General features: G+C 73.7%; 22 protein-coding genes. 6 read left to right on the top strand and 16 right to left on the bottom strand.

The window, feature by feature from the left end; translation table 11 throughout:
• Positions 1-86 precede the first annotated feature (86 nt).
• Positions 87-2,078: an FUSC family protein gene (locus ACFVS6_RS00865; protein WP_389699809.1), complete on the bottom strand. Its 1,992-nt coding sequence runs from the start codon at positions 2,076-2,078 to the stop codon at positions 87-89.
• A 71-nt stretch (positions 2,079-2,149) separates the two neighbouring features.
• On the bottom strand, positions 2,150-2,977 hold the full coding sequence (locus ACFVS6_RS00860; RefSeq protein ID WP_389699808.1) for a hypothetical protein: 828 nt from the start codon (positions 2,975-2,977) through the stop codon (positions 2,150-2,152).
• A gap of 160 nt (positions 2,978-3,137) precedes the next feature.
• Between ACFVS6_RS00860 and ACFVS6_RS00855 the strand changes: the two genes are divergently transcribed.
• Positions 3,138-3,548, top strand: a complete 411-nt coding sequence (locus ACFVS6_RS00855) for a hypothetical protein (protein WP_389699807.1) — start codon at positions 3,138-3,140, stop codon at positions 3,546-3,548.
• Positions 3,549-3,695: 147 nt separating this feature from the next.
• On the opposite strand, the gene ACFVS6_RS00850 is transcribed toward ACFVS6_RS00855, so the two are convergent.
• From ACFVS6_RS00850 to ACFVS6_RS00825, 6 genes are all read right to left on the bottom strand, one after another.
• Positions 3,696-3,872, bottom strand: a complete 177-nt coding sequence (locus ACFVS6_RS00850; RefSeq protein WP_389699806.1) for a hypothetical protein — start codon at positions 3,870-3,872, stop codon at positions 3,696-3,698.
• A gap of 59 nt (positions 3,873-3,931) precedes the next feature.
• Positions 3,932-4,282, bottom strand: a complete 351-nt coding sequence (locus ACFVS6_RS00845; RefSeq protein ID WP_389699805.1) for a hypothetical protein — start codon at positions 4,280-4,282, stop codon at positions 3,932-3,934.
• A gap of 219 nt (positions 4,283-4,501) precedes the next feature.
• The gene (locus ACFVS6_RS00840; protein ID WP_389699804.1) at positions 4,502-5,593 is read right to left on the bottom strand and encodes a PucR family transcriptional regulator; all 1,092 of its coding nucleotides are present in this window, start codon (positions 5,591-5,593) and stop codon (positions 4,502-4,504) included.
• A 79-nt stretch (positions 5,594-5,672) separates the two neighbouring features.
• Positions 5,673-5,918: a hypothetical protein gene (locus ACFVS6_RS00835; protein ID WP_389699803.1), complete on the bottom strand. Its 246-nt coding sequence runs from the start codon at positions 5,916-5,918 to the stop codon at positions 5,673-5,675.
• An 88-nt stretch (positions 5,919-6,006) separates the two neighbouring features.
• Positions 6,007-6,762, bottom strand: coding sequence for a CbtA family protein (locus ACFVS6_RS00830; protein ID WP_389699802.1), 756 nt, complete (start codon positions 6,760-6,762; stop codon positions 6,007-6,009).
• A 44-nt stretch (positions 6,763-6,806) separates the two neighbouring features.
• On the bottom strand, positions 6,807-7,022 hold the full coding sequence (locus ACFVS6_RS00825) for a CbtB-domain containing protein (RefSeq protein WP_389699801.1): 216 nt from the start codon (positions 7,020-7,022) through the stop codon (positions 6,807-6,809).
• Between the two features lie 240 nt (positions 7,023-7,262).
• Between ACFVS6_RS00825 and ACFVS6_RS00820 the strand changes: the two genes are divergently transcribed.
• Positions 7,263-7,760 carry a histidine phosphatase family protein gene (locus tag ACFVS6_RS00820; protein ID WP_389699800.1) on the top strand — a complete coding sequence of 166 codons (498 nt, stop codon included), beginning with the start codon at positions 7,263-7,265 and terminating at the stop codon, positions 7,758-7,760.
• Positions 7,761-7,867: 107 nt separating this feature from the next.
• Here the strand turns inward: ACFVS6_RS00820 and pucL are convergent, their stop codons facing one another.
• Both pucL and ACFVS6_RS00810 read right to left on the bottom strand, forming a co-directional pair.
• Positions 7,868-8,785 carry a factor-independent urate hydroxylase gene (pucL, locus tag ACFVS6_RS00815; protein WP_388891013.1) on the bottom strand — a complete coding sequence of 306 codons (918 nt, stop codon included), beginning with the start codon at positions 8,783-8,785 and terminating at the stop codon, positions 7,868-7,870.
• Positions 8,786-9,066: 281 nt separating this feature from the next.
• A complete protein-coding gene (locus ACFVS6_RS00810) occupies positions 9,067-10,416 on the bottom strand; it encodes an aspartate aminotransferase family protein (protein ID WP_389699799.1) in 1,350 nt (449 codons plus the stop codon).
• Positions 10,417-10,672: 256 nt separating this feature from the next.
• Here ACFVS6_RS00810 and ACFVS6_RS00805 point away from each other — a divergent pair, with 256 nt between their 5' ends.
• A complete protein-coding gene (locus tag ACFVS6_RS00805) occupies positions 10,673-11,095 on the top strand; it encodes an ATP-binding protein (RefSeq protein ID WP_389699798.1) in 423 nt (140 codons plus the stop codon).
• Between the two features lie 20 nt (positions 11,096-11,115).
• Here the strand turns inward: ACFVS6_RS00805 and ACFVS6_RS00800 are convergent, their stop codons facing one another.
• The 3 genes from ACFVS6_RS00800 to ACFVS6_RS00790 all read right to left on the bottom strand — a co-directional run bounded on the left by ACFVS6_RS00800 (position 11,116) and on the right by ACFVS6_RS00790 (position 13,573).
• The gene (locus ACFVS6_RS00800) at positions 11,116-11,913 is read right to left on the bottom strand and encodes an RNA polymerase sigma factor SigF (protein ID WP_389699797.1); all 798 of its coding nucleotides are present in this window, start codon (positions 11,911-11,913) and stop codon (positions 11,116-11,118) included.
• 164 nt (positions 11,914-12,077) lie between these two features.
• The gene (locus tag ACFVS6_RS00795; protein WP_389699796.1) at positions 12,078-12,968 is read right to left on the bottom strand and encodes a PaaX family transcriptional regulator C-terminal domain-containing protein; all 891 of its coding nucleotides are present in this window, start codon (positions 12,966-12,968) and stop codon (positions 12,078-12,080) included.
• Positions 12,965-13,573: a GNAT family N-acetyltransferase gene (locus tag ACFVS6_RS00790; protein WP_389699795.1), complete on the bottom strand. Its 609-nt coding sequence runs from the start codon at positions 13,571-13,573 to the stop codon at positions 12,965-12,967. The genes ACFVS6_RS00795 and ACFVS6_RS00790 overlap by 4 nt, the downstream gene beginning before the upstream one ends.
• A 128-nt stretch (positions 13,574-13,701) precedes the next feature.
• Between ACFVS6_RS00790 and ACFVS6_RS00785 the strand changes: the two genes are divergently transcribed.
• The gene (locus tag ACFVS6_RS00785; protein WP_389699794.1) at positions 13,702-14,730 is read left to right on the top strand and encodes an alpha/beta hydrolase family protein; all 1,029 of its coding nucleotides are present in this window, start codon (positions 13,702-13,704) and stop codon (positions 14,728-14,730) included.
• Positions 14,731-14,792: 62 nt separating this feature from the next.
• Here the strand turns inward: ACFVS6_RS00785 and ACFVS6_RS00780 are convergent, their stop codons facing one another.
• On the bottom strand, positions 14,793-16,226 hold the full coding sequence (locus tag ACFVS6_RS00780) for a DHA2 family efflux MFS transporter permease subunit (RefSeq protein WP_389699793.1): 1,434 nt from the start codon (positions 16,224-16,226) through the stop codon (positions 14,793-14,795).
• A 225-nt stretch (positions 16,227-16,451) separates the two neighbouring features.
• On the bottom strand, positions 16,452-19,187 hold the full coding sequence (locus tag ACFVS6_RS00775; RefSeq protein WP_389699792.1) for an AAA family ATPase: 2,736 nt from the start codon (positions 19,185-19,187) through the stop codon (positions 16,452-16,454).
• A 112-nt stretch (positions 19,188-19,299) separates the two neighbouring features.
• On the opposite strand from ACFVS6_RS00775, the gene ACFVS6_RS00770 reads away from it, so the two are divergent.
• Entirely contained in the window at positions 19,300-19,908 is a 609-nt protein-coding gene (locus ACFVS6_RS00770; protein WP_389699791.1) for a DsbA family protein, read from the top strand.
• A gap of 127 nt (positions 19,909-20,035) precedes the next feature.
• The gene (locus ACFVS6_RS00765) at positions 20,036-20,428 is read left to right on the top strand and encodes a molybdopterin-binding protein (protein ID WP_389699790.1); all 393 of its coding nucleotides are present in this window, start codon (positions 20,036-20,038) and stop codon (positions 20,426-20,428) included.
• Between the two features lie 70 nt (positions 20,429-20,498).
• Here ACFVS6_RS00765 and ACFVS6_RS00760 read toward each other — a convergent pair whose 3' ends face one another.
• Positions 20,499-21,110, bottom strand: coding sequence for a TetR/AcrR family transcriptional regulator (locus ACFVS6_RS00760; protein ID WP_389699789.1), 612 nt, complete (start codon positions 21,108-21,110; stop codon positions 20,499-20,501).
• Positions 21,111-21,167: the final 57 nt, after the last annotated feature.

The raw sequence follows: 21,167 nt of genomic DNA, 5'->3' as shown, positions 1-21,167 counted from the left end.
GGCACCGGCCCCGCCCCACCCGCAGCCACCAACCCCGCAGCCACCAACTCCGCCCCCGACCCACCCGTAGCCCGCAGCACCCCCCGCTACCGCGACGGTTGGGCTATCGCGCGGGCCGCCGCGACCTCCTGGTGGACCGGGGACAGGACGCTCGACGCGTCGCCCGCCGGCGGGACATCGACACGGATCGGCGTCACGCTGCTGCGGACGCCCTCGGCGAGCCCCCGCAGCTCCCGCGCGATCCGTTCGACCTCCTCCGCGGCCGGCGGCTCCGCCCCGTGGTTCACCCGCACCCGCGCAGCCGTCGTCGCGTCGACGATCCGCTCGACGGCCACCACCAACGGCCACCACGCCGCAGCCCGCGCCCCGGTCGGCGGCGGCTCCGTCAACGCCCGCTGGAACTCGCTCCGCACCCCGGACAGATCCCGGTAGATCCGCCGCCGCGCCTGAAGCCGCGCCTGCCGAGCCACCCGCACGGCGGCCTCGTCCGCCACCGGCGCGAAGGACCGCTCCACGTACCGCGCCGCGTCGTCGACGGAGTCCGCGAGCCGGTCCCCGAGCCGGGTCCGCCAGCTCTCCGGCCACAGGAGGTAACCGGCGAGCAGGGTGATCGCGCACCCGATCAGGCTGTCGAGCAGCCGCGGCCTGATCAGGTCGAAGCCCTGGTGGTTCAGGAGGTCGGACAGCAGCAGGATGACGGGGGTGATCGCCGCCGTCTGGAACGCGTACCCCTTCGCCGAGAACGCGGGGATCAGCGCGGCGAGCGCGAACATCACCGGCACGTCCCACCACCCGCGCGGCACCTCCGCGAGCACCGCCGCCGCCAGCACCAACCCCGCCGCCGTGCCGAGCGCCCGCAGCAACGCCCGGGAGAACACCGAACCGAAGTCCGGCTTGAGGACGAACGTGACGGTCAGCGCCACCCAGTACGAACGCTCGACCTCGATCAGCGAGACCAGCGACTGGGCCAGCCCGATGCACAGCGCGAGGCGCAGCCCGTACCGCCAGGAGGCGGAGGACAGCATCATGTCGCGCACGGCCCGCCGGGCCCGCACCCGCAGGGCGGCCGGCCGGCCGAGCCGGTCGTCGACGTTGTGGGTCTCCGGTTCGCCGAGGTGCACGATGGCCGCCGCGTGCCGCAGGGCGGCGTCGATGGCCCGTTCGGACTGGCTGTGCGGGGCGGGGAGCACCAGGGTGTGGGATCCGGTGCGGCCCTCCTCGACGGCGTCGGCCAGCTCGCGGACGGCCACCGGGACCTCGGCCGGCAGCGGCCGACGCCGCAGGTGGGCAGCCGGGGCGGCCTCGACGAGCGGGATGAGCACGTTCAGCTGGGCGAGCATCCGCACGAGGGACGGGCTGCGCCCGTGGACGCGGGCACGCCGACCCAGGACCAGGTCGTAGGCGTGGTTGAGGGCGAGGGTGACCTCGCGACGGCGGTCCTCGTAGGCGGGTCCGCCGGCCGCTTCGAGGCTGTCGGCGAGGGCCCGGTAGGCGGCGGCGACGGCGGCCCGTTCCGGCCGCCGGCCGCGCAGGGGCCAGCCGAGCAGGGTGAGCGCCAGGACGAAGAGCCCGCCTGCGCCGAGCAGCAGGGGAGCGATCCACCAGGGCCGGGGCATGGGCAGCCCGGCGCCGACGACGGCGTTGAGCAGGAGCAGCAGTCCGGACACCGAGGCGACGGTGCCGATCGAGGAGATCATGCCGGAGACGAGGGCGATCAGGGTGAGCACGCCGACGGCGAGCCAGCCGTGCCCGAACACGAGGGTGCCCAGGGCCACCCCGACGGCGCCGAAGAACTGCGGGACGGCGATGTTGAGGACGCGCATCCGGTAGGCGTCGGCGGTGTCGCCGATCACTCCGGAGAGGGCGCCCATGGAGACCAGCGCACCGTATTGGGGCTCGTCCAGCGCGAAGCCGACGGCCAGCGGGACGGACAGGGCGACGCCGGCGCGCAGGACGGCGGCCCAGGGCACGGGGGCGGACGTCGGCCGGAGGCCCGCGAGCAGCCAGGTGGGGGGTGCCAGGGGGTTCGGCCGGGGCCGGCCGGGGGGTATGTGCTCGGTGCGTCGTTCGGTGGTCATTCCGCTTCCGTGTCGCCGCTCGCGAATCGGTTCTTCTGGGGAGTTCTGCGGAGGATGGGTACCTTCCGAGCTTATGGGGTGCGGCGGAGTCGGCCGGTCAGCCAGGCGCCGAGGGCGGCGGCGAGGCCGATGGCGAGGACGATCCAGGCGGTGGTCCGCAGGTACGCGGTGAGCGCGTCGTAGACCGCCGCGGCGGCGGGCCGGTCGACGTCGGGCGGCAGGTCGTCGAGGGCGAGGCGGCGGCAGAGGGTGACCGTGATCCACAGCAGTCCGGCCCCGACGGCGAGACCGATCCCGGTGGCGAGGACGGCGTGCCGGCGCCGGACGGCGACGGCGATGGCCGCCGCGGCGAGCGCCAGTGTCAGGAGGGGCAGCCAGACACCGGCGATCTGGAGCATGTGGAAGCCCTTCCGGAGCGCGCCGAGGTTGTCGTACTCCATGACCTTCACGGACAGGTGGGTCTCGGGGATGCGGTCGGCGAAGGGCACGCCGTCCCCGACCAGTTCGCTCTTGACCTGGGCGATCACGGGGGCGAGGTCGATGGTGAGGGCGTCGCCGTGGCCGGTGGTGAGCGCGTCGAGGAAGGCGGCGTGCGCGGCGCGGTTCGCGGCGTCCCAGGCCGTCCGGTAGGCGGGGGTTCCGGCGAAGGATCGGAGGGCCTCGCCGATGAGCTCGTCGACGGTGTCCTGGAAGGGACCGGCGTCGATCTGTCCGGCGAGGGCGCGGCCCGCCTGGGTGACGACGACTTCCTGGACGGCGGGATCCTCGGCGAGCGGGGACATGGCCGCGGTGTAGCGGTCGGCGTTCCCCAGCTCGTGGTCGGCCCAGTACGCGACGGCGCTCGCGGGCACGAGCAGGGTCACGAGGACGATGAGGGCCGCCGACAGGAAGGTGCGCACGTCACCAGGGAAAGGCGGGGTGGTGGGCGGCGCCACCGTTGTTGCTGCGACTGGGTGGAGCGGTCGGGCCGGACCGCGTCCGGGGCGGCCGGACGGGTGATCCACTTGCCGGGCGGGGGTGGCGGGTGTGCTCTGGAGGCTGGAAGAGAGGAGCCCCGTCATGGCACATGCGGCACCTACCGTCTCCAGGCGGCACCGACCGACCAGGTCGGCCGATGCGGACCACCTCGGCAGGAACGCGCTGGTCCGTGCGTTGCTGGCCGGCCTCGTCTACGGGGTGTGGGCGGCCTTCATCAAGCGCCAGATGGGCCCGGTCGACGCGGGCAACGTCTTCTACGGGATCCTCTGCGGGGTCCTCTTCGCCGCGATCATGTTCGCCCTGGGCCGGGTGGGACCCCGGATGAAACGGGAGGTGCACGCCGCCGCGTACGGGGTCTTCGGCGGTGTCGCCGCCGGTTACCTGCACAGCCTGACCAACGAATCGGTACTCCGCGCCACCGGTGTCGGGTTGGCCGTCGGCGTGGGCGTGGGGGTCGCGGCGTTCTACCGCTACTACACGCGCGAACCCTGATCCGGTCACCGCGCGCGCGAACCCTGATCCGGCCGCGACCGGACACCGGGGGCGGCGCCGGTTCCCGATGCCCCGCGGTGCGACACGTGAGCACGTGCCGCACGCCGAGGACGGGAAACCGGCGCCGCCCCATGTCATGTCCGGGGACTACGCGGCCGTGTCGGGCTTCCCGGCCGCCACCGCCGGCTGGTGTTCGCTCTCGGCCTTGGGTTCGGTGGTGACGGCCTGCGGGGCGGGGCGTTCCGGCTTGCGGGCCGGCGGGGTGAAGCGGGCGGCCTCGGCGCGGAGCATGGCGTTCAGGGCGGCGTAGGGGTCGATGGGCATGGCGGAACCTCACGGTGTTTCGAGGGGGGTGTGGGGGGCGTCTCCGCTGCTCGGCCCGCTCAGCAGCGCAGGACCACACTCCGCAGGACGACCGGTGAGGTGACCGGCCCGGTCGGCCCGTACGAGGACACGCGGGAGGGCGAGCCCGCGTGTTTCACGTGAAACACCCTCGGGGGCAACTGCCGTACGGACGGCAGCGCGCGGGACAGGGCCCGCAGGGCGGCGCGGGCCTCGGGGTCCGAGGCCGGATCCGACTGCCCCTCGGTGGGTTCGGCCGGGGCGGAGGAAGCGGGCCGGATCTCGGCGACCGTCGTGGCCGCGGGACCGGCGCCGAACAGGCACAACAGCGCGACGCAGGCCACTGTCAGGGCCCTCGCCGCCACTGCCCGTGCGAATCGCGCACCGCTCATGCCCCGCTTTGTGCCCCGACACACCGGTGAACTCCCCACCGGAGCCCAAGAAGCCCCCGACCGGCGGACGAAGACACCCCCGTCGGCTGACAGACGGTCGGGCCGGACGGGCGACGGGCCGGGCAGGGAAGGGATGTGACGGAACGCCGGCACGACCCGCACGACCGCACCGTCGGACGGGCGACCCGTACGCCCCGCCGGGAATCCGGGGCGGTGGCCTCAGAACTCCTGGTTCGGCCAGTCCAGCAGCCGGGCCCCGATCGCCGCCGTCTGAAGGGTGTACCGGTCCACCGGATCCCCGGGATCGGAGCCCGTCAGCCGGTGGATCCGTTCCAGTCGGTACGTCAGGGCCCTGACGCTCAGGCTCAGTCGCCGGGCCGCCTCGGCCGCCACGCACCCCGAGTCGAAGTACACGTCGAGCGTGTCGAGCAGGGGCCGGGCCCCGCCCCGGCCCGCCTGGAGCGGGCCCAGCACGCTGAGCACCAGGTCGACCATCGCGGCCCGGTCCCGGGCCAGGACCGGGAAGACCAGCAGGTCGGCCGAGCGCAGCACCGGTCCTTCGAGGCCGAGCCGGTCCGCTAGGTCGAGCGCGCCGAGGGCTTCCTCGTACGAGGTGACGACCCCGCCCGCGCCCGGATGCGGTCTGCCGATCCCGACGAGGCCGGGGGCGGCGGCCGTCGCCCAGGTCTGCTTGGCGAAGTGGGCCAGCACGTCGTCCTGGTCGCCGGGGGCCACGCAGATCAGCTGGCCCTCCTTGGTGGCGAGGAGGAAGGTCCTGTTCCCGAACCGCGCGGTCAGGGCCTGTTCCACCTGCCGGATCGCGGGGCCGGTGTCCTCGTAGGCCTCGGCGCCCCGGGCGACGGCGACCGCGTGCTCGTGCGCCAGGTGCAGTCCGAAGCGGGCCGCGCGTTCGCTGAGCCGGCCGAGGTCGCTGCGGCCGAGCAGCAGGTCGTCGATGAACTCGCGTCGGGCGGCCTCCTCCTGTCGGATCGCCAGGCGCTGCGCCCGCTCGTGTCCTTCGGCGAAGGCGTCGACGGTCTGTTCCACCGCCGCCAGCACGTGGTCCGGGGTGACGCGGCCGCCGAGCACGGTCCGGGTGACGGCGAGGTGGGCGCCGACGAGCCCACGCAGTGCGAAGCCGGCCTCGGCCGCCTGCTCGCCGAGTGCCCGGCGGGCGTCCAGTTCGTCCCGTCCGGGGCGGCGGCCGGTCGCCGCGACGCTTTCGAGGATCCGTACGTACCCGCTCAGGTACTCCTCGGGTATGTCCTGCCCAGACGTCACACCAGCCCCGCTTTCGCTCGAAACACCCATTCTCACCCGTCGGGCGGCGGGCATTCCCGAGGGCGGGTGCGCGGCACCGTTCGTGGCAGGCGGCCCCGAACGACGCGGTTCACATCACGACGAATGCCACCGCCGCCGCCCCCATGAGGGCGGCGGCGAGGTGCATCGCGGAGTGGCCGTGGTCGCCGTACCAGAGTTGGCGGGCGAGGCCTCCGAGCGCGGCCAGGGCGGTGATGACGCCTATCTGGGCGAGCAGGGTGACGGCGGTGAAGGGGGCCAGGAGCAGGAGTAACGAGTTGAGCCAGAAGGGGGTGGCGCCGGTCCAGCCGCGCCATTCCCAGATCGCGGTATGCATGTCCCGGCTCCCACCCTCAACACCTTCGGCGCGCACACCACCCGCACCAATTGCCTCACCGGCGCCACGGGTGTCATGCGCGACTTGCTCAACTCGTCGGCTGTACAGCCTCCTTGGGTGCGGCGGTCGGGGCAATAGCCCGGTCGACCAGAAAAGCGAAGACCAGGCCGAAAGTGGCCCACAGGGTGGTCTGGATGGCCAGCGAGGCCAGCCTGAACTCCCAGATCAGCGCGGCCGGGAAGCCGTCGGGCACCTCGTTGACCCCGGGCAGGAGCGCGTACGAGAGGGCGACGGCCGCGACGAAGGCGAGCGAGCCGACGACGGAGGCGTTCCAGTTGCCGAGGCGGGGGGCCAGGCGCCGTCCCAGGAGCAGCGCTCCCGCCGCGAGCAGTGCGCTCAGGGCGATCATCAGGAGGTACAGAGCGGTGCGCCGGGCGGCGGTGTCGGGGTCCCCGACGGCCGGCGGGTTGGCGGGGTACTTGAGGAACGGCACCAGGGTCACGGTGACGAAGAGCGCGCCGGTGACCAGGGCGGCCGTGGCCCGGGGGCCGAAGCGCCCGATGCGGCCCAGGGCGAAGCAGAGGACGAGCGCGGCGATGCCGCCGAGCGCGACGGCGAACAGCAGGACGCCGGTGCCCAGGCCGGCCGTGGCCTGGAGGGCCCGACTGACCGGCGGTTCGTCGCCGTGGTCGTGACCGACGGCGGCGCCGGCCTCCTCGATGGCGATCGCCGCGTCCACCTTTGACTCACCGAGGAGGTAGGCGACGAGGAAGGCGGCGACACCGGCCACGAGGCCGGCGAGCATGCCCCGGACGAGCAGGACACGGGGGGAGACGGTGTTCACGTGTGGGTTCCCTTGCGCGGGTGGGGACGAGCGGTCGGCAGGGATCAGTGGCAGGGGAAGCCGAGGAGGTGGCGGCCGTCGTGCAGCCATTCGTGGATCGTCTCGCCCTCGAAGACGGCCGTGGCGCCCTGCTCGACGCCGACGAAGTACAGCAGCACCAGGGTCAGCACACCCGCGAAGACGGCCCAGGGTGCCAGCGCGGAGAGGGAGATCGGGGTGATGGCGGCGGGAGCCGTCGTGGGCACGGCGGAGTTGGCCATGGCAGAACCTCCTGGGGAACACGCGTCCCGGTCAGTGGTGCTCGCGACGAAGGCGGCGGGTCTGACTTCCCTCCCCGGCGTGCGGGTGCGGGTTCACAGTGGCGCGACCGTGCCGGATTCCCACCGGTGCTTCCGTCGTACCTTCGTCATGTCGTCCGAGAACGTACCGCGCGGGTGGCCTGAACGCCACGGCGCACGCACGCCGTCCCACGCTCCCGTCCCGAGCCCTACGCTCCCCCCATGTCGTCCGTACGCGTGCACCTGACCACCCCGCCGCTCGACCCCGACGCCCGCCGGGCCCGGTTCGGGTACGGGGACCCCTGTCCCGGCCACGAGGGCCTGGCGGGACCCGCCACGGGCGCCTGGGCGGGCCGCACCCTGGACGAGGTCGCCGCGGAGGACCCGCAGGCCGTCCGGCGCTGGCTCACCGACCCGGAGTACGCGCCTCCGGGCGGCGGGGAGTCGGTGACCGCCCTGGTGGCCCGTACGGGAGCCCATCTGGCCGCCCTGCCGCCCGGCACGCACCACGTGGTGGTCGGGCAGGCCGTCGTACGGGCGGCGGTGATCGCGGCGCTGGACCTGCCGCCCGCGGCCTTCTGGCGGCTCGACGCACGGCCGGGGACGGTCACCACGCTCAGCGGCCGCGCGGGCCGCTGGAACCTGCTGCTGGGCCGGTCACCGGACGCGGACGCCGACCCGTTCGCGGAACCGGCGGCCACCGCCGACCCGGACGCCTGACGCGGAAGCCACCGCCGACCCGGCCGTCCGGCGGGCCGGGACGGCACGACGGCCCGGACCCCGCGACGCGGTCCGGGCCGTCATGACGGCACTTGCGGGGGCGGAACCTAGGCGACGATCCAGTCGGACGTCGCGATCACCGGCTGCACCCCGTCACGGTGGATGGTGCCTTCGATGAGGCCGTACATCCGGTCCGCCGCGAAGTAGACCTCGTTGTCGTTCTTGAGGCCGAAGGGCTCCAGGTCGACGAGGAAGTGGTGCTTGTTGGGGAGGTTCAGCCGGACCTCGTTGACCTTCGGGCAGTTGTCGAGCACCCGCTCGGCCATCTGGTTGAGCGTCTGCTGGAGCGAGTACGAGTAGGTCTCGGCGAAGGCTTCCAGCATGTGCTTGCGGACCTTCTTGTACGACCGGTCCCAGTCGTACTCCGGGTCGTCGGCGGCCAGCGCCGAGTGCGCCCAGCGCGAGGTGACCTTGGTCGCCAGGATGCGGTCGTACGCCTCCTGGAGCGTCGTGTACTTGTCCTTGATGTAGCCGTGGAACTCGGAGTTCGTCGAGTTCATGACCGTCAGGTCCTTGAGGCCCGAGATCACCTGGAGACCGGTGGTCTCGCTGTAGGTGATCTGCGCGGTGCGCACTTCCTGGCCCTTGAGGACGAAGGAGTGCTGCTCCTTGCGCGTCGGGACCGGGATCCGCTCCCAGGCGTACTCCTCGATGCGGATCTGCGCCCCGCGGATCGGCTGCTGCGAGGAGACGAAGTGCTTGGCGAGCAGGATGCCGAAGGCCTCGGGGGAGGCGATGCCGTGCTCCTTGCCGAAGGCGTACACCGTGTTCTTGGTGGTGTCGGTCGGCAGGCAGTTGGCGTTGTCGCCGGTGAGGTGGACGTCGCGGAACTCACCCTGGAGCGCGACCGAGACGTTGAGGTCGCGGATCTCGTGCCAGGAACCGTCGCTGCCCTTGCGGGTGACCTTGACGATGCGGTTCTCGGCCTTGCCGTACTGGTTCTGGGCCAGGACGTGCTTGCTCATGTGTCTTCCTTCGGGTCTCGGGAACACGGAGTCCGGTTTTCTGGATCCCGTACGCCCGGCGTCCAGCGCCCGCCCGTTGAAGGACGTCCCGCTCCCCGCCGTTCGACCCCGCGGGGCCGCCCCGGGACTGACGTGCATCCCGGTCCGTAGGTGCTTGGGCCCGCATGTGTCGCTCGTTGCGGTTCCTGCACGGATTGCAGCATGCGCACGACGGTTCAACCACCGAACGGATCATCCGAACACCAGCACCCACGGATTGGGCGACCCTACAATTTTGCAGGTCAGGCCATGTGCGCGTCGGCGACGGTCAGCGCCTCGTCGAGGATCGCGAGGCCCTTCGCCACGTCCTGCGCCGAGATGTTGCAGGGCGGGGCGACGTGGATGCGGTTGCCGGCGATCAGCGGCCACAGGCCGCCCTTCTTGCAGGCCGCCCCGAACTCGGCCATCGGCGCGTTGTCGCCGCCGGAGGCGTTGTACGGGACGAGCGGCTCGCGCGTCTCCCGGTCGCGGACGAGTTCCAGGGCCCAGAAGGTGCCCGCGCCGCGGACCTCGCCGATCGACGGGTGCCGCTCGGCGAGCGCCCGCAGGCCCGGACCCAGCAGCTCCGAGCCGGTCCGGGCGGACTGCTCGACGATGCCCTCCTCGACCATCGTGTTGACCGTGGCGACGGCCGCGGCGCAGGCCAGGACGTGTCCCGAGTACGTCAGACCGCCCGGGTAGGGCCGACGGGCGAAGGTCTCGGCGATGGCGGCGGAGATGGCGACACCGCCCAGGGGCACGTAGCCGCTGGTGATGCCCTTGGCGAAGCAGAGGAGGTCGGGGGTGACGTCCCAGTGGTCGGCGGCGAACCACTTTCCGGTCCGGCCGAAGCCGACCATGATCTCGTCCAGGATGAACACGATCCCGTAGCGGTCGCAGAGTTCGCGGACGCCCGCGAGGTAGCCGGGCGGCGGAACCAGCACGCCCGGGGCGCCGCCGACGGTCTCCAGGATGATCGCGGCGATGGACTGCGGGCCCTCGAAGACGATGGTGTCCTCCAGGTGGCGCAGGGCGCGCTCGCTCTCCTCGGTCTCGTTCGCCGAGTGGAACGGCGAGCGGTAGAGGAAGGGCCCCCAGAAGTGCACGACGCCGGCGGTCGCGCTGTCGTTGCCGAAACGGCGGGCGTCACCGGTCAGGTTGATCGCGGTGGAGGTGGCGCCGTGGTACGAGCGGTACGCGGACAGCACCTTGGGCCGGCCGGTGTGCAGCCGGGCCATCCGCACGGCGTTCTCGACGGCCTCGGCGCCCGCGTTCGTGAAGAAGATCTTGTCGAGGTCGCCGGGGGTGCGCTCGGCGATCAGCCGGGCCGCCTCCGAACGGACGTCCACGGCGAATCCGGGGGCGACGGTGCACAACTTGCCGGCCTGCTCGGCGATGGCGGCGGCCACCTTGGGGTGCTGGTAGCCGATGTTGGTGTAGACGAGGGCGCTGGAGAAGTCGAGGTAGCGGTTGCCCTGGTAGTCCCAGAAGTACGAGCCTTCGGCCCCGGCCACGGCGAGCGGGTCGATGAGCTCCTGCGCCGACCAGGAATGGAAGACGTGCTTCCGGTCGGCGTCTTTCACGGTGGCGAGAGCGTCGGCTTCTGCGTTCATGTCCTGAGGGTAGTTGTCCAGGATGTGGACCCGGGGTCGACCGGGACCTTGCGGGTCGGCCCGGCGCCCGTGTCGTCCCGGAGCCTGCCGGGTGTCCTCTTCGTCCCGACTTGGGGCGCCATTCGGGTCCCCATTTCGGTCGTCGGCCGGTACCCCGTATGTTCCGGACGTGTTCAGGTGGGGGAAAGCATGGGATTGTCCGAGGCGGGGCCGGGTAGGTGCGGCGCCGAGGGGCAGGTCGGAGACGGGAGAGCCTGTGGCGGAGCAGACGCGGAGGCTCGTCCTGGGCGGCGCCACGACCGGGGTCGTGACCCGGTGTCGGGACTTCACCCGGCGCGCACTCGACGACTGGACGTGGCCGGCGTACGCGGAGGAGACCGAGGACGCGCTCCTGCTGGTCTCCGAGGCCGTGACGAACGCCTGCCTGCACGCGGGCGGGCCGCGGGAACTGGTCCTGCGCCACAGCCCGGGACGGCTGCGGGTCGAGGTCAGCGACGACAACCCGGAGCCGCCGAGCCCCCGACCGGCGGGGAGCCGGTCACGTCCGGGCGGGCACGGGCTCGTCCTGCTGGCGAGGCTCGCGAAGGGCTGGGGCTGGGAGCCCGCGGCGGACGGCAGGACCGGCAAGACGGTCTGGCTGGAGGTCACGGCCCCGGAGCCGGGCACCGAGGGGTCCTGAGGAGACCGGCGCGACGTGGGTCACGCGTCCGTCAGCAAGCCGGTGCGCAGGCGGTTCAGGGTGCGGTTCAGCAGCCGCGAGACGTGCATCTGGGACAGCCCCAGGCGGGCGCCGATCTCGGACTGCGTGAGCTCCTGCCCGAACCGCAGCATCAGCAGCGCCCGCTCCCGCTCGGGCAGGCCGGCCAGCATCGGCTTGAGCGACTCCAGGCACTCGATCGTGTCGTACGCGCCCTCCTCCTCGCCGAGCGAGGCCCGCTCGGCGACGGGGTCGCGGTCGGTGTCCTCGGGCGCGGGCGCGTCCAGCGAGCGGGCGGAGTAGGCGCGGGCCGCCTTCTGGCCTTCGGAGAATTCCTCCGGCGTGACGTGCAGCTGCTCGGCCATCTCGGCGTCCGTGGGTTCGCGGCCGAGGTCCTGTTCGAGCGCGTCGTGCGCCTTGGCGGAGTCGATGCGCAGTTCCTGGAGTCGGCGGGGGACCTTCACGGCCCAGCTCGTGTCGCGGAAGAACCGCTTGATCTCGCCGGTGATCGTCGGCATCGCGAAGGTGGTGAACTCGACGCCGCGGTCGGGGTCGAACCGGTTGATCGCCTTGATCAGTCCGATCGTGCCGACCTGGATGATGTCCTCCATCGGCTCGCTCCGGCCGCGGAAGCGGCGGGCGGCGTACTTGACGAGGCTCAGGTTCAGCTCGACCAGGGTGTTGCGGACGTACGAGTACTCGGCCGTCCCCTCATGGAGCGCGGCCAACCTGCGGAACAGGGCCACCGAGAGCGATCGGGCCTCATGGGTGGCGACGTCGGTGAGGTCGGTGTGGTCCATTGCTCTGCGCTCCTCAGAGGGGCCTGGTTCCGGGGCGGGCCCGCCCCGGACACGGTCACTGTCGAGGTTGATATACCCGTATGAATCACCACATACCCGTACGTTTTTTCGAAGCAGGCCACCGTTTCACGTGAAACGGTGGCCCGACCTGGGGCGGAGCGGGCTCAAGTCGGGTCGGCCACCGCCTCGGCGTAGAGCCGGAAGAGGCGCGGGCCGTCGGGGGCCGCCGCGGACCGCAGGCGGGACCAGGCGACCGCGGCGGCCGCCCGGGCGTCCGCGCCCGGCCAGGGGTCCGGCAGCAGCTCGGGCGGCAGCAGCGGGTCCGGGCCCATGGCCTCGGCGAAGGCCGCCGCCAGGGTCACCGCGTGGGCGAGACCGTCGCCCGGGCCTTCGGCGAGGGTCCGCAGGGTGTCGTACCGCCGCGCGATCGGGTCCAGCGGCCACAGCCGGGCGGCCAGGTCCGCCGGGTCGGCGATCCCGCCCACGACGAGGTCCCGGCTGGTCAGGCAGGTCAGCCCGGAGGCGACGCCCAGTTCCGCCGCGCGGGCCCGCACGAACGGGGCGACCTCGTTCGGGGTGACGTACAGCCCGCCCTGGACGGGGGCCGCCCCGAGGGCGGTCAGGGTGTCCCGCAGCGCGTCCCGGGCGCTGCGCGCGGCCTCCGGGACGGCGAAGGCGAACAGGTGCCAGGTCCCGTCCCACGGCTCCAGCCCCGCGTCCTGCCGGTAGGCGTGCCGGACGAACGTCACCTCGGGGACCATGGGCAGGCTGGCCGCCTCCGCGTCCGCCGTGCCCGTGAGGCGCAGGACGGCCCGCCGGCCCCGGCCCTCCTGCGTGAAGCGCCCCTCGGCCGTGAGCCGCTTCACGCACAGGCGGACCTGCTGATCGCTCATGCCGAGCGCACCGGCGACCTCGTACAGCTCCGCGGCGTCCACGGAGCCGTCCTCACGGACCAGGGCGTGCACCACCAGCCGGGTGGGGACGGTGGGCGCGCCCACCGTGTCCGCGGTGTCCGTCGGGGGAGTCGGCTCGTCCACCGGGTGTGTCGTGCTCATCGGGTCGCCACCGCCTTGTGCATCGTCGTCACCGCTCCGAACCCCAGGACCTCCTGCAGCCACGAGGTGCGCCGTACCCGGACGGCCCGGAAGCCGCGCCGCTCGTACAGGGCGCGGGCGCGGGGGTTCTCGGCGATCACGTCCAGCCGGATCCGCCGGCAGCCCTGTTCGGCCGCCACCTCCTCGATCCCGTCGAGGAGCAGTCCGCCGATCCCGCGCCCCCGCTCCGCGGGGTCCACGGCGATGCCGTCCATGACGAGCTCGCCGCGGGTCGGGGTGCGCTCCAGCAGGGCCAGCAGGAGCACCCGGTGCAGGCCCTTGACCTGCCCGTACGCGGCCCTGACCGCGGCCGCGTCGCCGCCGACGAGGCCGCGGCCGGCGAGTTGGTAGCCGGCCACGCCCAGGACCCGGCCGGCTTCGTCCAGGGCGGTGAGGGCGCGGTCCGGGTGCAGGTGGGTGGCGATGAACCGGCGCCCCGCCGGGGCGGGTCCGAGGGCGGCGCCCAGCTTCCGGCCGAAGGCCTCCCAGTACAGCTCCGCAACCCGGTCCTCGGCGCCCTCGGGCACCCCGCGCCGCACCTCTACGCGTCCGCTCTCGGTCGTCATGGGGACAAGCTTAATACGTTCATTGCCGTTACGATCGTTCTTGAAATGATAGAAAGTCGATCGGCGGTGGAAGCGGGATCGGCAGTGGAAGCAAGCAGGGCTCGGAAGCAAGCAGAGAAGGAGCGGGCATGCGCAAGGCATTGATCGTCACCCTGGCCGCCGTCGTCCTCGTGGCCGCCGCCCTCGCGGGCGTCGTGGTCTGGCAGAACAGCTACGACCTGCGCGAACAGCGCGTCACCGTGCCTGCGGACGGACGCCTGCTGGAGGGCGTCCTGGCCACCCCCGCCCACGGCGCGGGTCCCTTCCCGCTCGTCGTGTTCGTGCACGGGGACGGCGAGGTGGACGCCACCCACGACGGGTTCTACCGGCCCTACTGGGAGGCCTTCGCCCGCGCCGGGTACGCCTCCCTGTCCCTCGACAAGCCCGCCGACTGGCTCTCCCGATCCATGGACGACCGCGCCCGCGAAACGACCGACACCCTCACCTGGGCCCGGACCCGCCCCGGGATCGACGGGAACCGGATCGGCCTCTGGGGGGCCAGCCAGGCCGGTTGGGTCATGCCCGCGGTGGTGGCCCGGGCCCCCGCGCCGGGCGTGGCCTTCGTGATCGCGGTCGGCACCGCCGTCAACTGGCACCGGCAGGGCGAATACCACCTGCGGTCCGAACTTCGGGCCGAGGGCGCCGGCCCCGAGCGCGTCGCGGCCGCCCTGCGCGCACGGGAGGCGACCCTGGCGCTGCTGCGGCGCGGGGCGACGTACGAGGAGTACCGGGCGACTCCGGACGCCGATCCGGACCTCGGCGCGGAGCGCTGGACGTTCATCGGCCTCAACCACACGGCCGACGCGAGCGCGGACCTGCGCGCGATGCCCCCGGTGCCGGTGCTGCTGCTCTCCGGGGCCGACGACCTCAACGTGGACGGGGCCGAGACCGAGACCGTGTACCGGGAACTGCTCGCCCCCGGCACCCTCACCGTCCACCGGTACCCCGGCGCCACCCACGCACTGGTCCGCACCCCCGTGGAACGCTCCTCCTGGCGGCTCCCCCTGACGGCACTGTTCGCCCCGCGGGCCCTCTTCCCGCCGGGCCTCCTCGCCGACCAACGCACCTTCCTGGAACAGCAGAAGCGGCGGGGCGCGCAGCCGCTCCCCGGCCGGTGACGTGCCGACGCGGCCGGGGAGCGGGTGCTCCTCGGCCGCGCGGTCGGGGGTCGGGGGTCGGGTCAGCGGCGGGGCTGGAAGAGGGCCGGTACCAAGGAGGCGGCCATCAGGGCGACCACCCAGACGTAGGTGTCCTGGAAGGCGGCGGCCAGTGCGGGAGCCGATGCCGGGGTGGCCTCGACCAGCCCGCCGGCTCCGGCCGCGGACGTGGTGAGCAGGACCGACAGCAGCGCGGTACCGGCGGAACCGGCGATCTGCGAGTTGATGTTGATCAGGGTCGAGGCGGCGGGCACCTGCTCGGCGGCGAAGCCCCGGGTCGCGCCGGTCACGGTCGGCATCATGGTCATTCCGGCACCGGCGCCGGCCAGGGTCAGCGCGCCGGCCAGCTGCCAGATCGGGGTGTCCGCACCGAGCCGCAGGGTGAACAGCCCGTACCCGAGGACCGCGAGGACGATCCCGAAGGGGACGATCCGTCCGGCCGGGATCCGGTCCGTCAGCCGGCTCGTGACCTGGAGGGCGACACCGGTGGCGATCACCTGCGGCACGCCCAGCAGTCCGGACACCGTCGCGCTCTCGCCCCGGACCAGCTGGTAGTACATCGGCACCAGCATCATGGCCCCGAAGTAGGCGCCGGCGAACAGGGCCAGCGTGCCGATCCCGCTGGCGAAGGCGCGCACCTTCAGCAGCCGCAGGTCCAGCAGCGGGGACCGCGTCCGCAGCGCCCGGAAGACGAAGCCCAGCACCAGGGCGGCACCGACCATGCTCGGCACCAGCGTCCCCGGCGAGGTGAAGTCACCGTGCTCACCGCCGGTGGCAAGTCCGTGGATCAGTGCCGAGAGGCCGGGGGAGAGCAGCAGCAGCCCGACCACATCGAGGCGGACGGTCCTGCGGACCGTGTCCCGGGGGAAGACCCGAGCGGCCATCACCAGGGCGAGGACGCCGACCGGCACGTTGATGAAGAAGATCCAGCGCCACGAGGCCGCGTCGACCAGCCAGCCGCCCAGCACCGGTCCGATCAAGGGTGCCACCAGGACGGGAAGGCCCAACAACCCCATCATCCGGCCCTTGTGTTCCGGGGCGGAGGCGTTCAGCACCATGGCCATCCCGAGCGGCACCACCATGCCGCCGCCGAGCCCCTGGAGGATCCGGAACGCGATCAGCGTCTCGATGCTCCAGGCGAGACCGGCCAGTGCCGAACCGAGGCCGAACATGGCGATGGAGAGCATGTAGAGCCGCTTGGTGCCGAACCGCCCCGAGGCCCATGCCGTGACCGGGATGACGGCCGCGAGGGCCAGCGTGTAACCCGTCGCCGTCCACTGGATGGTGGCGAGCGGGGCCTGGAAATGCCGGGAGAGCCCGCCCAGGGCGACACCGAGGATCGTGGTGTCGAGGACGATCATGAACGAGCCGATGATCACGACCATCGCCGTCGCCATGGCCGTCGGGTTCGGTCGGGAGGGGGCGGGTGCCCCGATGGCGGCCAGGGACGTGCTCATGGTGTGCCTCCTCGTCGGTCCGGCGGGTCCGGCCGCGGCGGCCGGATCGGGAGGGGCGGTGCGCCGCCGTGCTCCCTTGCCCCGAACCTAGGGTCGACGGCGCGACCGGAGCCTCTGTCGAACGACTGGGGTGGGGTACCTGGAACCCGACCGGCACCACCCGGTCATCGACCGTTTCACGTGAAACGGTCGATGACCGGGCGCAGGTGCGGCGCGACCGATCCGCTACGTCGCGAGGTCCAGCCGGGCCAGTTCCACGCGGGAGCTCACGCCCAGCTTCGGATAGGCGTTGTAGAGGTGGTAACCGACCGTCCTGGGGCTGAGGAAGAGCTGCGAGCCGATGTCACGGTTCGTCAGGCCCGCCGCCGCCAGCCGGGCCACCTGCAACTCCTGGGGCGTCAGGAGGTCCGTCGGGGACTGCGTCCCCGGGCCGGTCCGGCTCTCACCCGAGGCCCGCAGTTCCGCCGCGGCCCGGTCCGCCCACGGGCGCGCCCCGAGCCGGTCGAAGGCCTCCTGGGCGGCCCGCAACGGCCCCCGGGAGTCCACCGGACGCCGGTGCCGGCGCAGCCACTCCCCGTACAGCAACCTCGTACGGGCCTCCTCGAACCGGTCGGTGTCCCGGACGGAGTGCAGCTCCAGGGCCCGCCGGAAACGCTCCTCCGGGTCACCGCCCTCTTCCGGGTAACCACTCGGGGCCGGCGAACCGCCGACGCCGCCCGAGCCGCCCACGCCGCCCGCCAACAGCCCCTCGCACCGGGCCCGCACGGCGTGCACCCCGGGCCCGTCCAGGTGCCCCGCCAGCTCCGCCAGCCGGGCGAACGCCTCCCGGGCCTGTTCGGGACGGCCCGCCCGCAGGGCCGCCTCGACCTCGTCGGCGTCCCGACCGCAACAGGTGCACGCCGACCCGGCGGGAGCCGCGGCCGCCCGGTCCGCCGCCGCGTCGAATCGGCCCAGCCCCAGGTCCAGCAGGATCGCGGCCGAGGTCCTCAAGTGCCGTACGTCGGGCAGGTCCACGGCGTCCGCGAGGAGCCCGAGCTCCTGGAACCAGGCCTCGTCCCCCCGTGCCGCGGCCAGTTGGGCCAATGCCGCCGCCAGCTGGGCGCGGGTCCGGGTCTGGCCGGTGTCCGAGGCGATCCGCAGCCCCTCCGTCCCCCCGGCCAACGCGTCCCGGTGCAGCCCGAGCCGCAACTGGGCCTGCGCCACCTCCAGCAGGGCCCGGGGAAGCAACCCCACCGCCCCCTGCGCCCGGCACTCCCGCTCCACGGCCCCGGCCCGCTCGTAAGCGACCCGGTGATCGCCCAACAGGCCGCTCCAGCAGGCCGCCCTCAAGCCCTCGCGCAGATCCCCCGACGGGCCGGACGAGGCCTCCCGCAGGGCGCGCAGCGCGGTCGTCCGGACTGCCGCGTCGGACGAGGACACCCGGGCCAGGGCCTGGATCGCGGAACCGCCCGGCAGCTCCAGCTCCGCCGCCGCGGCAGCCGCACCGGCCGCCGCCACCGGATCACCGGCCACCCACGCGCTGCCCACCGCCAGGAAGAGCATCCGCCCGGCGTCCTGCGGCTCGGTCGCCGCGATCGGCAGGGCCGCGTCCAGCAGCAGGACGTGCGCCCGGGACAGGTCCCCCTGCTCATTGGCCACCTCCGCGGCGATCTCCGCCACCCGGGCGCGGGCCCTCGCGTCGCCGCCCTGCTCGCGGCGGGCCGCCTCCGCCAGCTCCCCCGCCCGGTCCAACTGCCCGGCGTCGAGGGCGGCCCGGGCCGCCGAACCCAGCCGGCGCGCCCGCTCGGCCGGCTCCGGACTCAGGGCGGCCGCCCGCTCGTACACCGTGGCCAGCGCCGCGTGACCGCCCCGCGCGCGGACCTGCTCGCCGCTGCGCTCCAGCTCCGCGGCGACGCCCTCGTCGGGCGCGGCCTGGGCCTGGGCCCGGTGCCACGCTGCTCGGTGCCCGCCGCCCGCGTCGGCCAGGGCCCGGTGCGCGGCGAGCCTGCGGGCCGCCGGTCCGGACCGGTAGGCCGCGGAGCGGATCAGCGGGTGCCGGAACACGAGCAGGCCCCCGTCGAGCCGGACCAGGCCCTGGGCCTCGGCGGGCGCCAGGTCGCCGACCCCCGCGCCCAGCAGGCCGGCGGCCTCGAACACCGTGCCGGCGTCGCCCTCGTCGGCCGCGGCGGCGACCAGCAGCAAGGTGCCCGAGGCCTCCGGGAGTGCCCCGATCCGGGCGGCGAAGCCCTGCTCGATCCGGCCGCGCGGACCGTCGTACGACAGCCCGTGCCCCTCCCGGCGCGCGGTGGTGAGTTCGAGCAGGGCCAGCGGGTTGCCCTCCGCCTCCCGCTGGATGCGCTGCCGTTCGTGGTGGTGCAGGTCGGCCGCGTACAAGGTCAGCAGGTCGCCGGCGGCCGCCGTGTCGAGGCGGCGCAACCGCAGCTCCTCGAAGCCGTCGGGCCGGAACCCGGGGGTGTGCGGATCCCGTACCCCGAAGAGGACGGCGATCCGCTCCGCGTGCAGTCGCCGGGCGGCGAACACGAGCGCCTCCGCGGAGGCCAGGTCCAGCCACTGGGCATCGTCCAGCACGCAGAACAGGGTCCCCTCCTCGGCGAGTTCCGCCAGCAGGGTCAGCACCGCGAGCCCGACCAGGAACCGGTCCCCGCCGCTCGGCGCCGCCTCACCCATCCCGAGCGCGGTCCGCAGGGCCGCCGCCTGGGCCCCGGGAAGGGCGTCGATCCGGCCGAGCACCGGCCGCAGCAACAGGTGCAGCCCGGAGTACGGCAAAGCGCTCTCGAACTCCGTCCCGGTGCCGCGCAGGACCCGTGGGCCGTTGCCCGCCGCGGCCACGGCGGCGTCCAGCAGGGCGGTCTTGCCGATGCCCGCCTCGCCCCGGACCACCAGGACCCCGCTGCGCCCGGCCCCCGCCCCCGTCAGCAGCTTTTCGACGACGGCCAGTTCCTCGCCCCTCCCCACCAGCACGGAGGTTCCCCCTTCGATCCCGGTCACCCGACAGATGACCGCGACGCCTTCGCGCTCCTACGTTTGCGTCGTCAGTCGTCCCCTGTACCGGAACCGTACTTGGAGGCCCCAGGTGAAGATCGAAATCACTCTCGACATCCCTTGCGTCTGGTCGTACTTCGCCTTCAACCGGCTGCGCCGGGCCGCCGCCCGCGTCCGGGCCCGGGGAGGCACGGTCGACTTCGTCTTCCACCCCTACCAGCTGGCTCCCGAGGCGGGCACCGGGGGCGAACCCAAGTCGGACGTGCTGCGCCGGGCGTTCGGGGACGGGGCCGACGCCGCCGTCGCCCGCATCACCGCGCTCGCTGCCGCCGAGGGCCTGGAGTTCGACCACGAACGGGCCCTGTGGTCCAACACGTTCGAGGCGCACCGGCTGATCGCGGACGCCGCCGGGCAGGGGCGGGCCGAGGCCGTGGTCGAGCGGCTCTTCAGGGCCCACCACACCGACGGCCTGAACATCGCCGACCCCGGGGTGCTCCGCCGCGTCGCCGCCGAGTTCTCCGTCGTGCGCCGCGACGACGGGACCGACGAGCTGCGCGCCGCCCTCGAACGGGTCCGGCGCGAGGACCTGCCCGGGATCCCCCTCATCCGCCTCCCGGACGGCACCACGACCACGGGCACCCCGTCGGACGCGACGTTGCACCACGCGCTCGGCCTCCCGGAACGCGCGACGGCGGCCTGACCCGCGCGCACCCGGGGGCGTGGAGGACGGTCGTACCGCGGACGGGCGACATCGGCGACGTCGGGCGACGTCGGGCGACGGGCCGCGGAGGACGGGCGGCGGCGGGGGTTCGCCTAGGCTGCGGCCCATGGAGTCCTACACGATCGGCCAGGCAGCCCGGCTGCTCGGCGTGAGCAGTGACACGGCCCGCCGTTGGGCCGACGCGGGCCGCTTCCCCACGCGCCGCGAGGGCAACCGGCGCATCGTGGACGGCCCGGACCTGGCGGCGTTCTGCGTCGAGGTCGCGCAGGAGGGCGCCGAGGACGAGGACGCCCGCCACACCTCGGCCCGCAACTCGTTCCCGGGGATCGTGACCGGCATCAAGCTGGGCACGGTCGGCGCCCAGGTGGAGATCCAGGCCGGCCCCCACCGGGTGGTGTCGCTGCTCACCCGGGAGGCCGTGGAGGAACTGGGCCTCGCGGTCGGCATGCGCGCCACCGCCCGCGTGAAGTCGACGAGCGTCTTCGTCGACCGGACCTGACGCCCGACCCACCACCACCTGGCCGGCCTCGCCGGCCCCCGGCCGTGCCTTCCGTCCGTCGGGTGTCCGCTCAGGCGTACGCCCCCGCGCGGGCCGCCGCCAGGGCCGCGCGGGCGGCGCGGGTGGCCGTGGCCTCGTCCAGGGGGGCGTCGGTGGTCAGGAACCGGTAGTACAGGGGGGCCGAGACGGCCCGGATCACCTCGGCGGGATCGGTGCCCGGCGGGAGTTCGCCCCGCTCGACTGCCTCCCGTACGCACGGCGCCCACTCCGCGACGCGGACCTCGTAGAAGCGGTGCAGGGCCTCGGCCGTCCTCGGGTCGCTCGTGGCCGCCGCGATGACCGCCTTGAACAGGGCGCCTTGGCGCGGGTCGGTCAGCGTGCGCCGGACGAGGTCCGCGTTGGCCGTGAGGTCGTCGAGCAGGGAGCCCGTCTCGGTGCGCGGCAGCGACTGCTCGGCCATGTCCGTCAGCAGGTCCGCGACCAGCGCGGCGACGTTTCCCCAGCGCCGGTAGACGGTGGTCTTCCCGACCTCCGCGCGACGGGCGACCTCGGCCAGGTCCAGCGCGTGGAAGCCCTGCTCGGCCAGGGTGTCCCCGGCCGCCCGCAGCACGGCCGTGCGGACGCGGGCCGTTCTGCCCCCGGGGCGGACGGTTCCCGGTTCAGAGGCATCGCTCGAAGCCATAACGGGTCTCCGGTTCCATTAGTGGCGGTGTGGTGTTACGTTGGCATCACCTTAAAG

Source organism: Streptomyces sp. NPDC057939 (genome assembly GCF_042887545.1).
Taxonomy (GTDB): Bacteria; Actinomycetota; Actinomycetes; order Streptomycetales; family Streptomycetaceae; genus Streptomyces.
This window is presented reverse-complemented; position numbering and strand designations above follow the sequence as displayed.

Bases quoted from the DNA above. Each gene is read 5' to 3' on its own strand.
- ACFVS6_RS00845 (WP_389699805.1), bottom strand. From the start codon at position 4,282: ATGAGCGGTGCGCGATTCGCACGGGCAGTGGCGGCGAGGGCCCTGACA.
- ACFVS6_RS00800 (WP_389699797.1), bottom strand. From the start codon at position 11,913: ATGGACCACACCGACCTCACCGACGTCGCCACCCATGAGGCCCGATCG.
- ACFVS6_RS00825 (WP_389699801.1), bottom strand. From the start codon at position 7,022: ATGGCCAACTCCGCCGTGCCCACGACGGCTCCCGCCGCCATCACCCCG.
- ACFVS6_RS00785 (WP_389699794.1), top strand. From the start codon at position 13,702: ATGCGCAAGGCATTGATCGTCACCCTGGCCGCCGTCGTCCTCGTGGCC.
- ACFVS6_RS00795 (WP_389699796.1), bottom strand. From the start codon at position 12,968: ATGAGCACGACACACCCGGTGGACGAGCCGACTCCCCCGACGGACACC.
- pucL (WP_388891013.1), bottom strand. From the start codon at position 8,785: ATGAGCAAGCACGTCCTGGCCCAGAACCAGTACGGCAAGGCCGAGAAC.
- ACFVS6_RS00835 (WP_389699803.1), bottom strand. From the start codon at position 5,918: ATGCATACCGCGATCTGGGAATGGCGCGGCTGGACCGGCGCCACCCCC.
- ACFVS6_RS00810 (WP_389699799.1), bottom strand. From the start codon at position 10,416: ATGAACGCAGAAGCCGACGCTCTCGCCACCGTGAAAGACGCCGACCGG.
- ACFVS6_RS00820 (WP_389699800.1), top strand. From the start codon at position 7,263: ATGTCGTCCGTACGCGTGCACCTGACCACCCCGCCGCTCGACCCCGAC.
- ACFVS6_RS00850 (WP_389699806.1), bottom strand. From the start codon at position 3,872: ATGCCCATCGACCCCTACGCCGCCCTGAACGCCATGCTCCGCGCCGAG.
- ACFVS6_RS00790 (WP_389699795.1), bottom strand. From the start codon at position 13,573: ATGACGACCGAGAGCGGACGCGTAGAGGTGCGGCGCGGGGTGCCCGAG.
- ACFVS6_RS00855 (WP_389699807.1), top strand. From the start codon at position 3,138: ATGGCACATGCGGCACCTACCGTCTCCAGGCGGCACCGACCGACCAGG.
- ACFVS6_RS00760 (WP_389699789.1), bottom strand. From the start codon at position 21,110: ATGGCTTCGAGCGATGCCTCTGAACCGGGAACCGTCCGCCCCGGGGGC.
- ACFVS6_RS00865 (WP_389699809.1), bottom strand. From the start codon at position 2,078: ATGACCACCGAACGACGCACCGAGCACATACCCCCCGGCCGGCCCCGG.
- ACFVS6_RS00780 (WP_389699793.1), bottom strand. From the start codon at position 16,226: ATGAGCACGTCCCTGGCCGCCATCGGGGCACCCGCCCCCTCCCGACCG.
- ACFVS6_RS00840 (WP_389699804.1), bottom strand. From the start codon at position 5,593: ATGGGTGTTTCGAGCGAAAGCGGGGCTGGTGTGACGTCTGGGCAGGAC.
- ACFVS6_RS00765 (WP_389699790.1), top strand. From the start codon at position 20,036: ATGGAGTCCTACACGATCGGCCAGGCAGCCCGGCTGCTCGGCGTGAGC.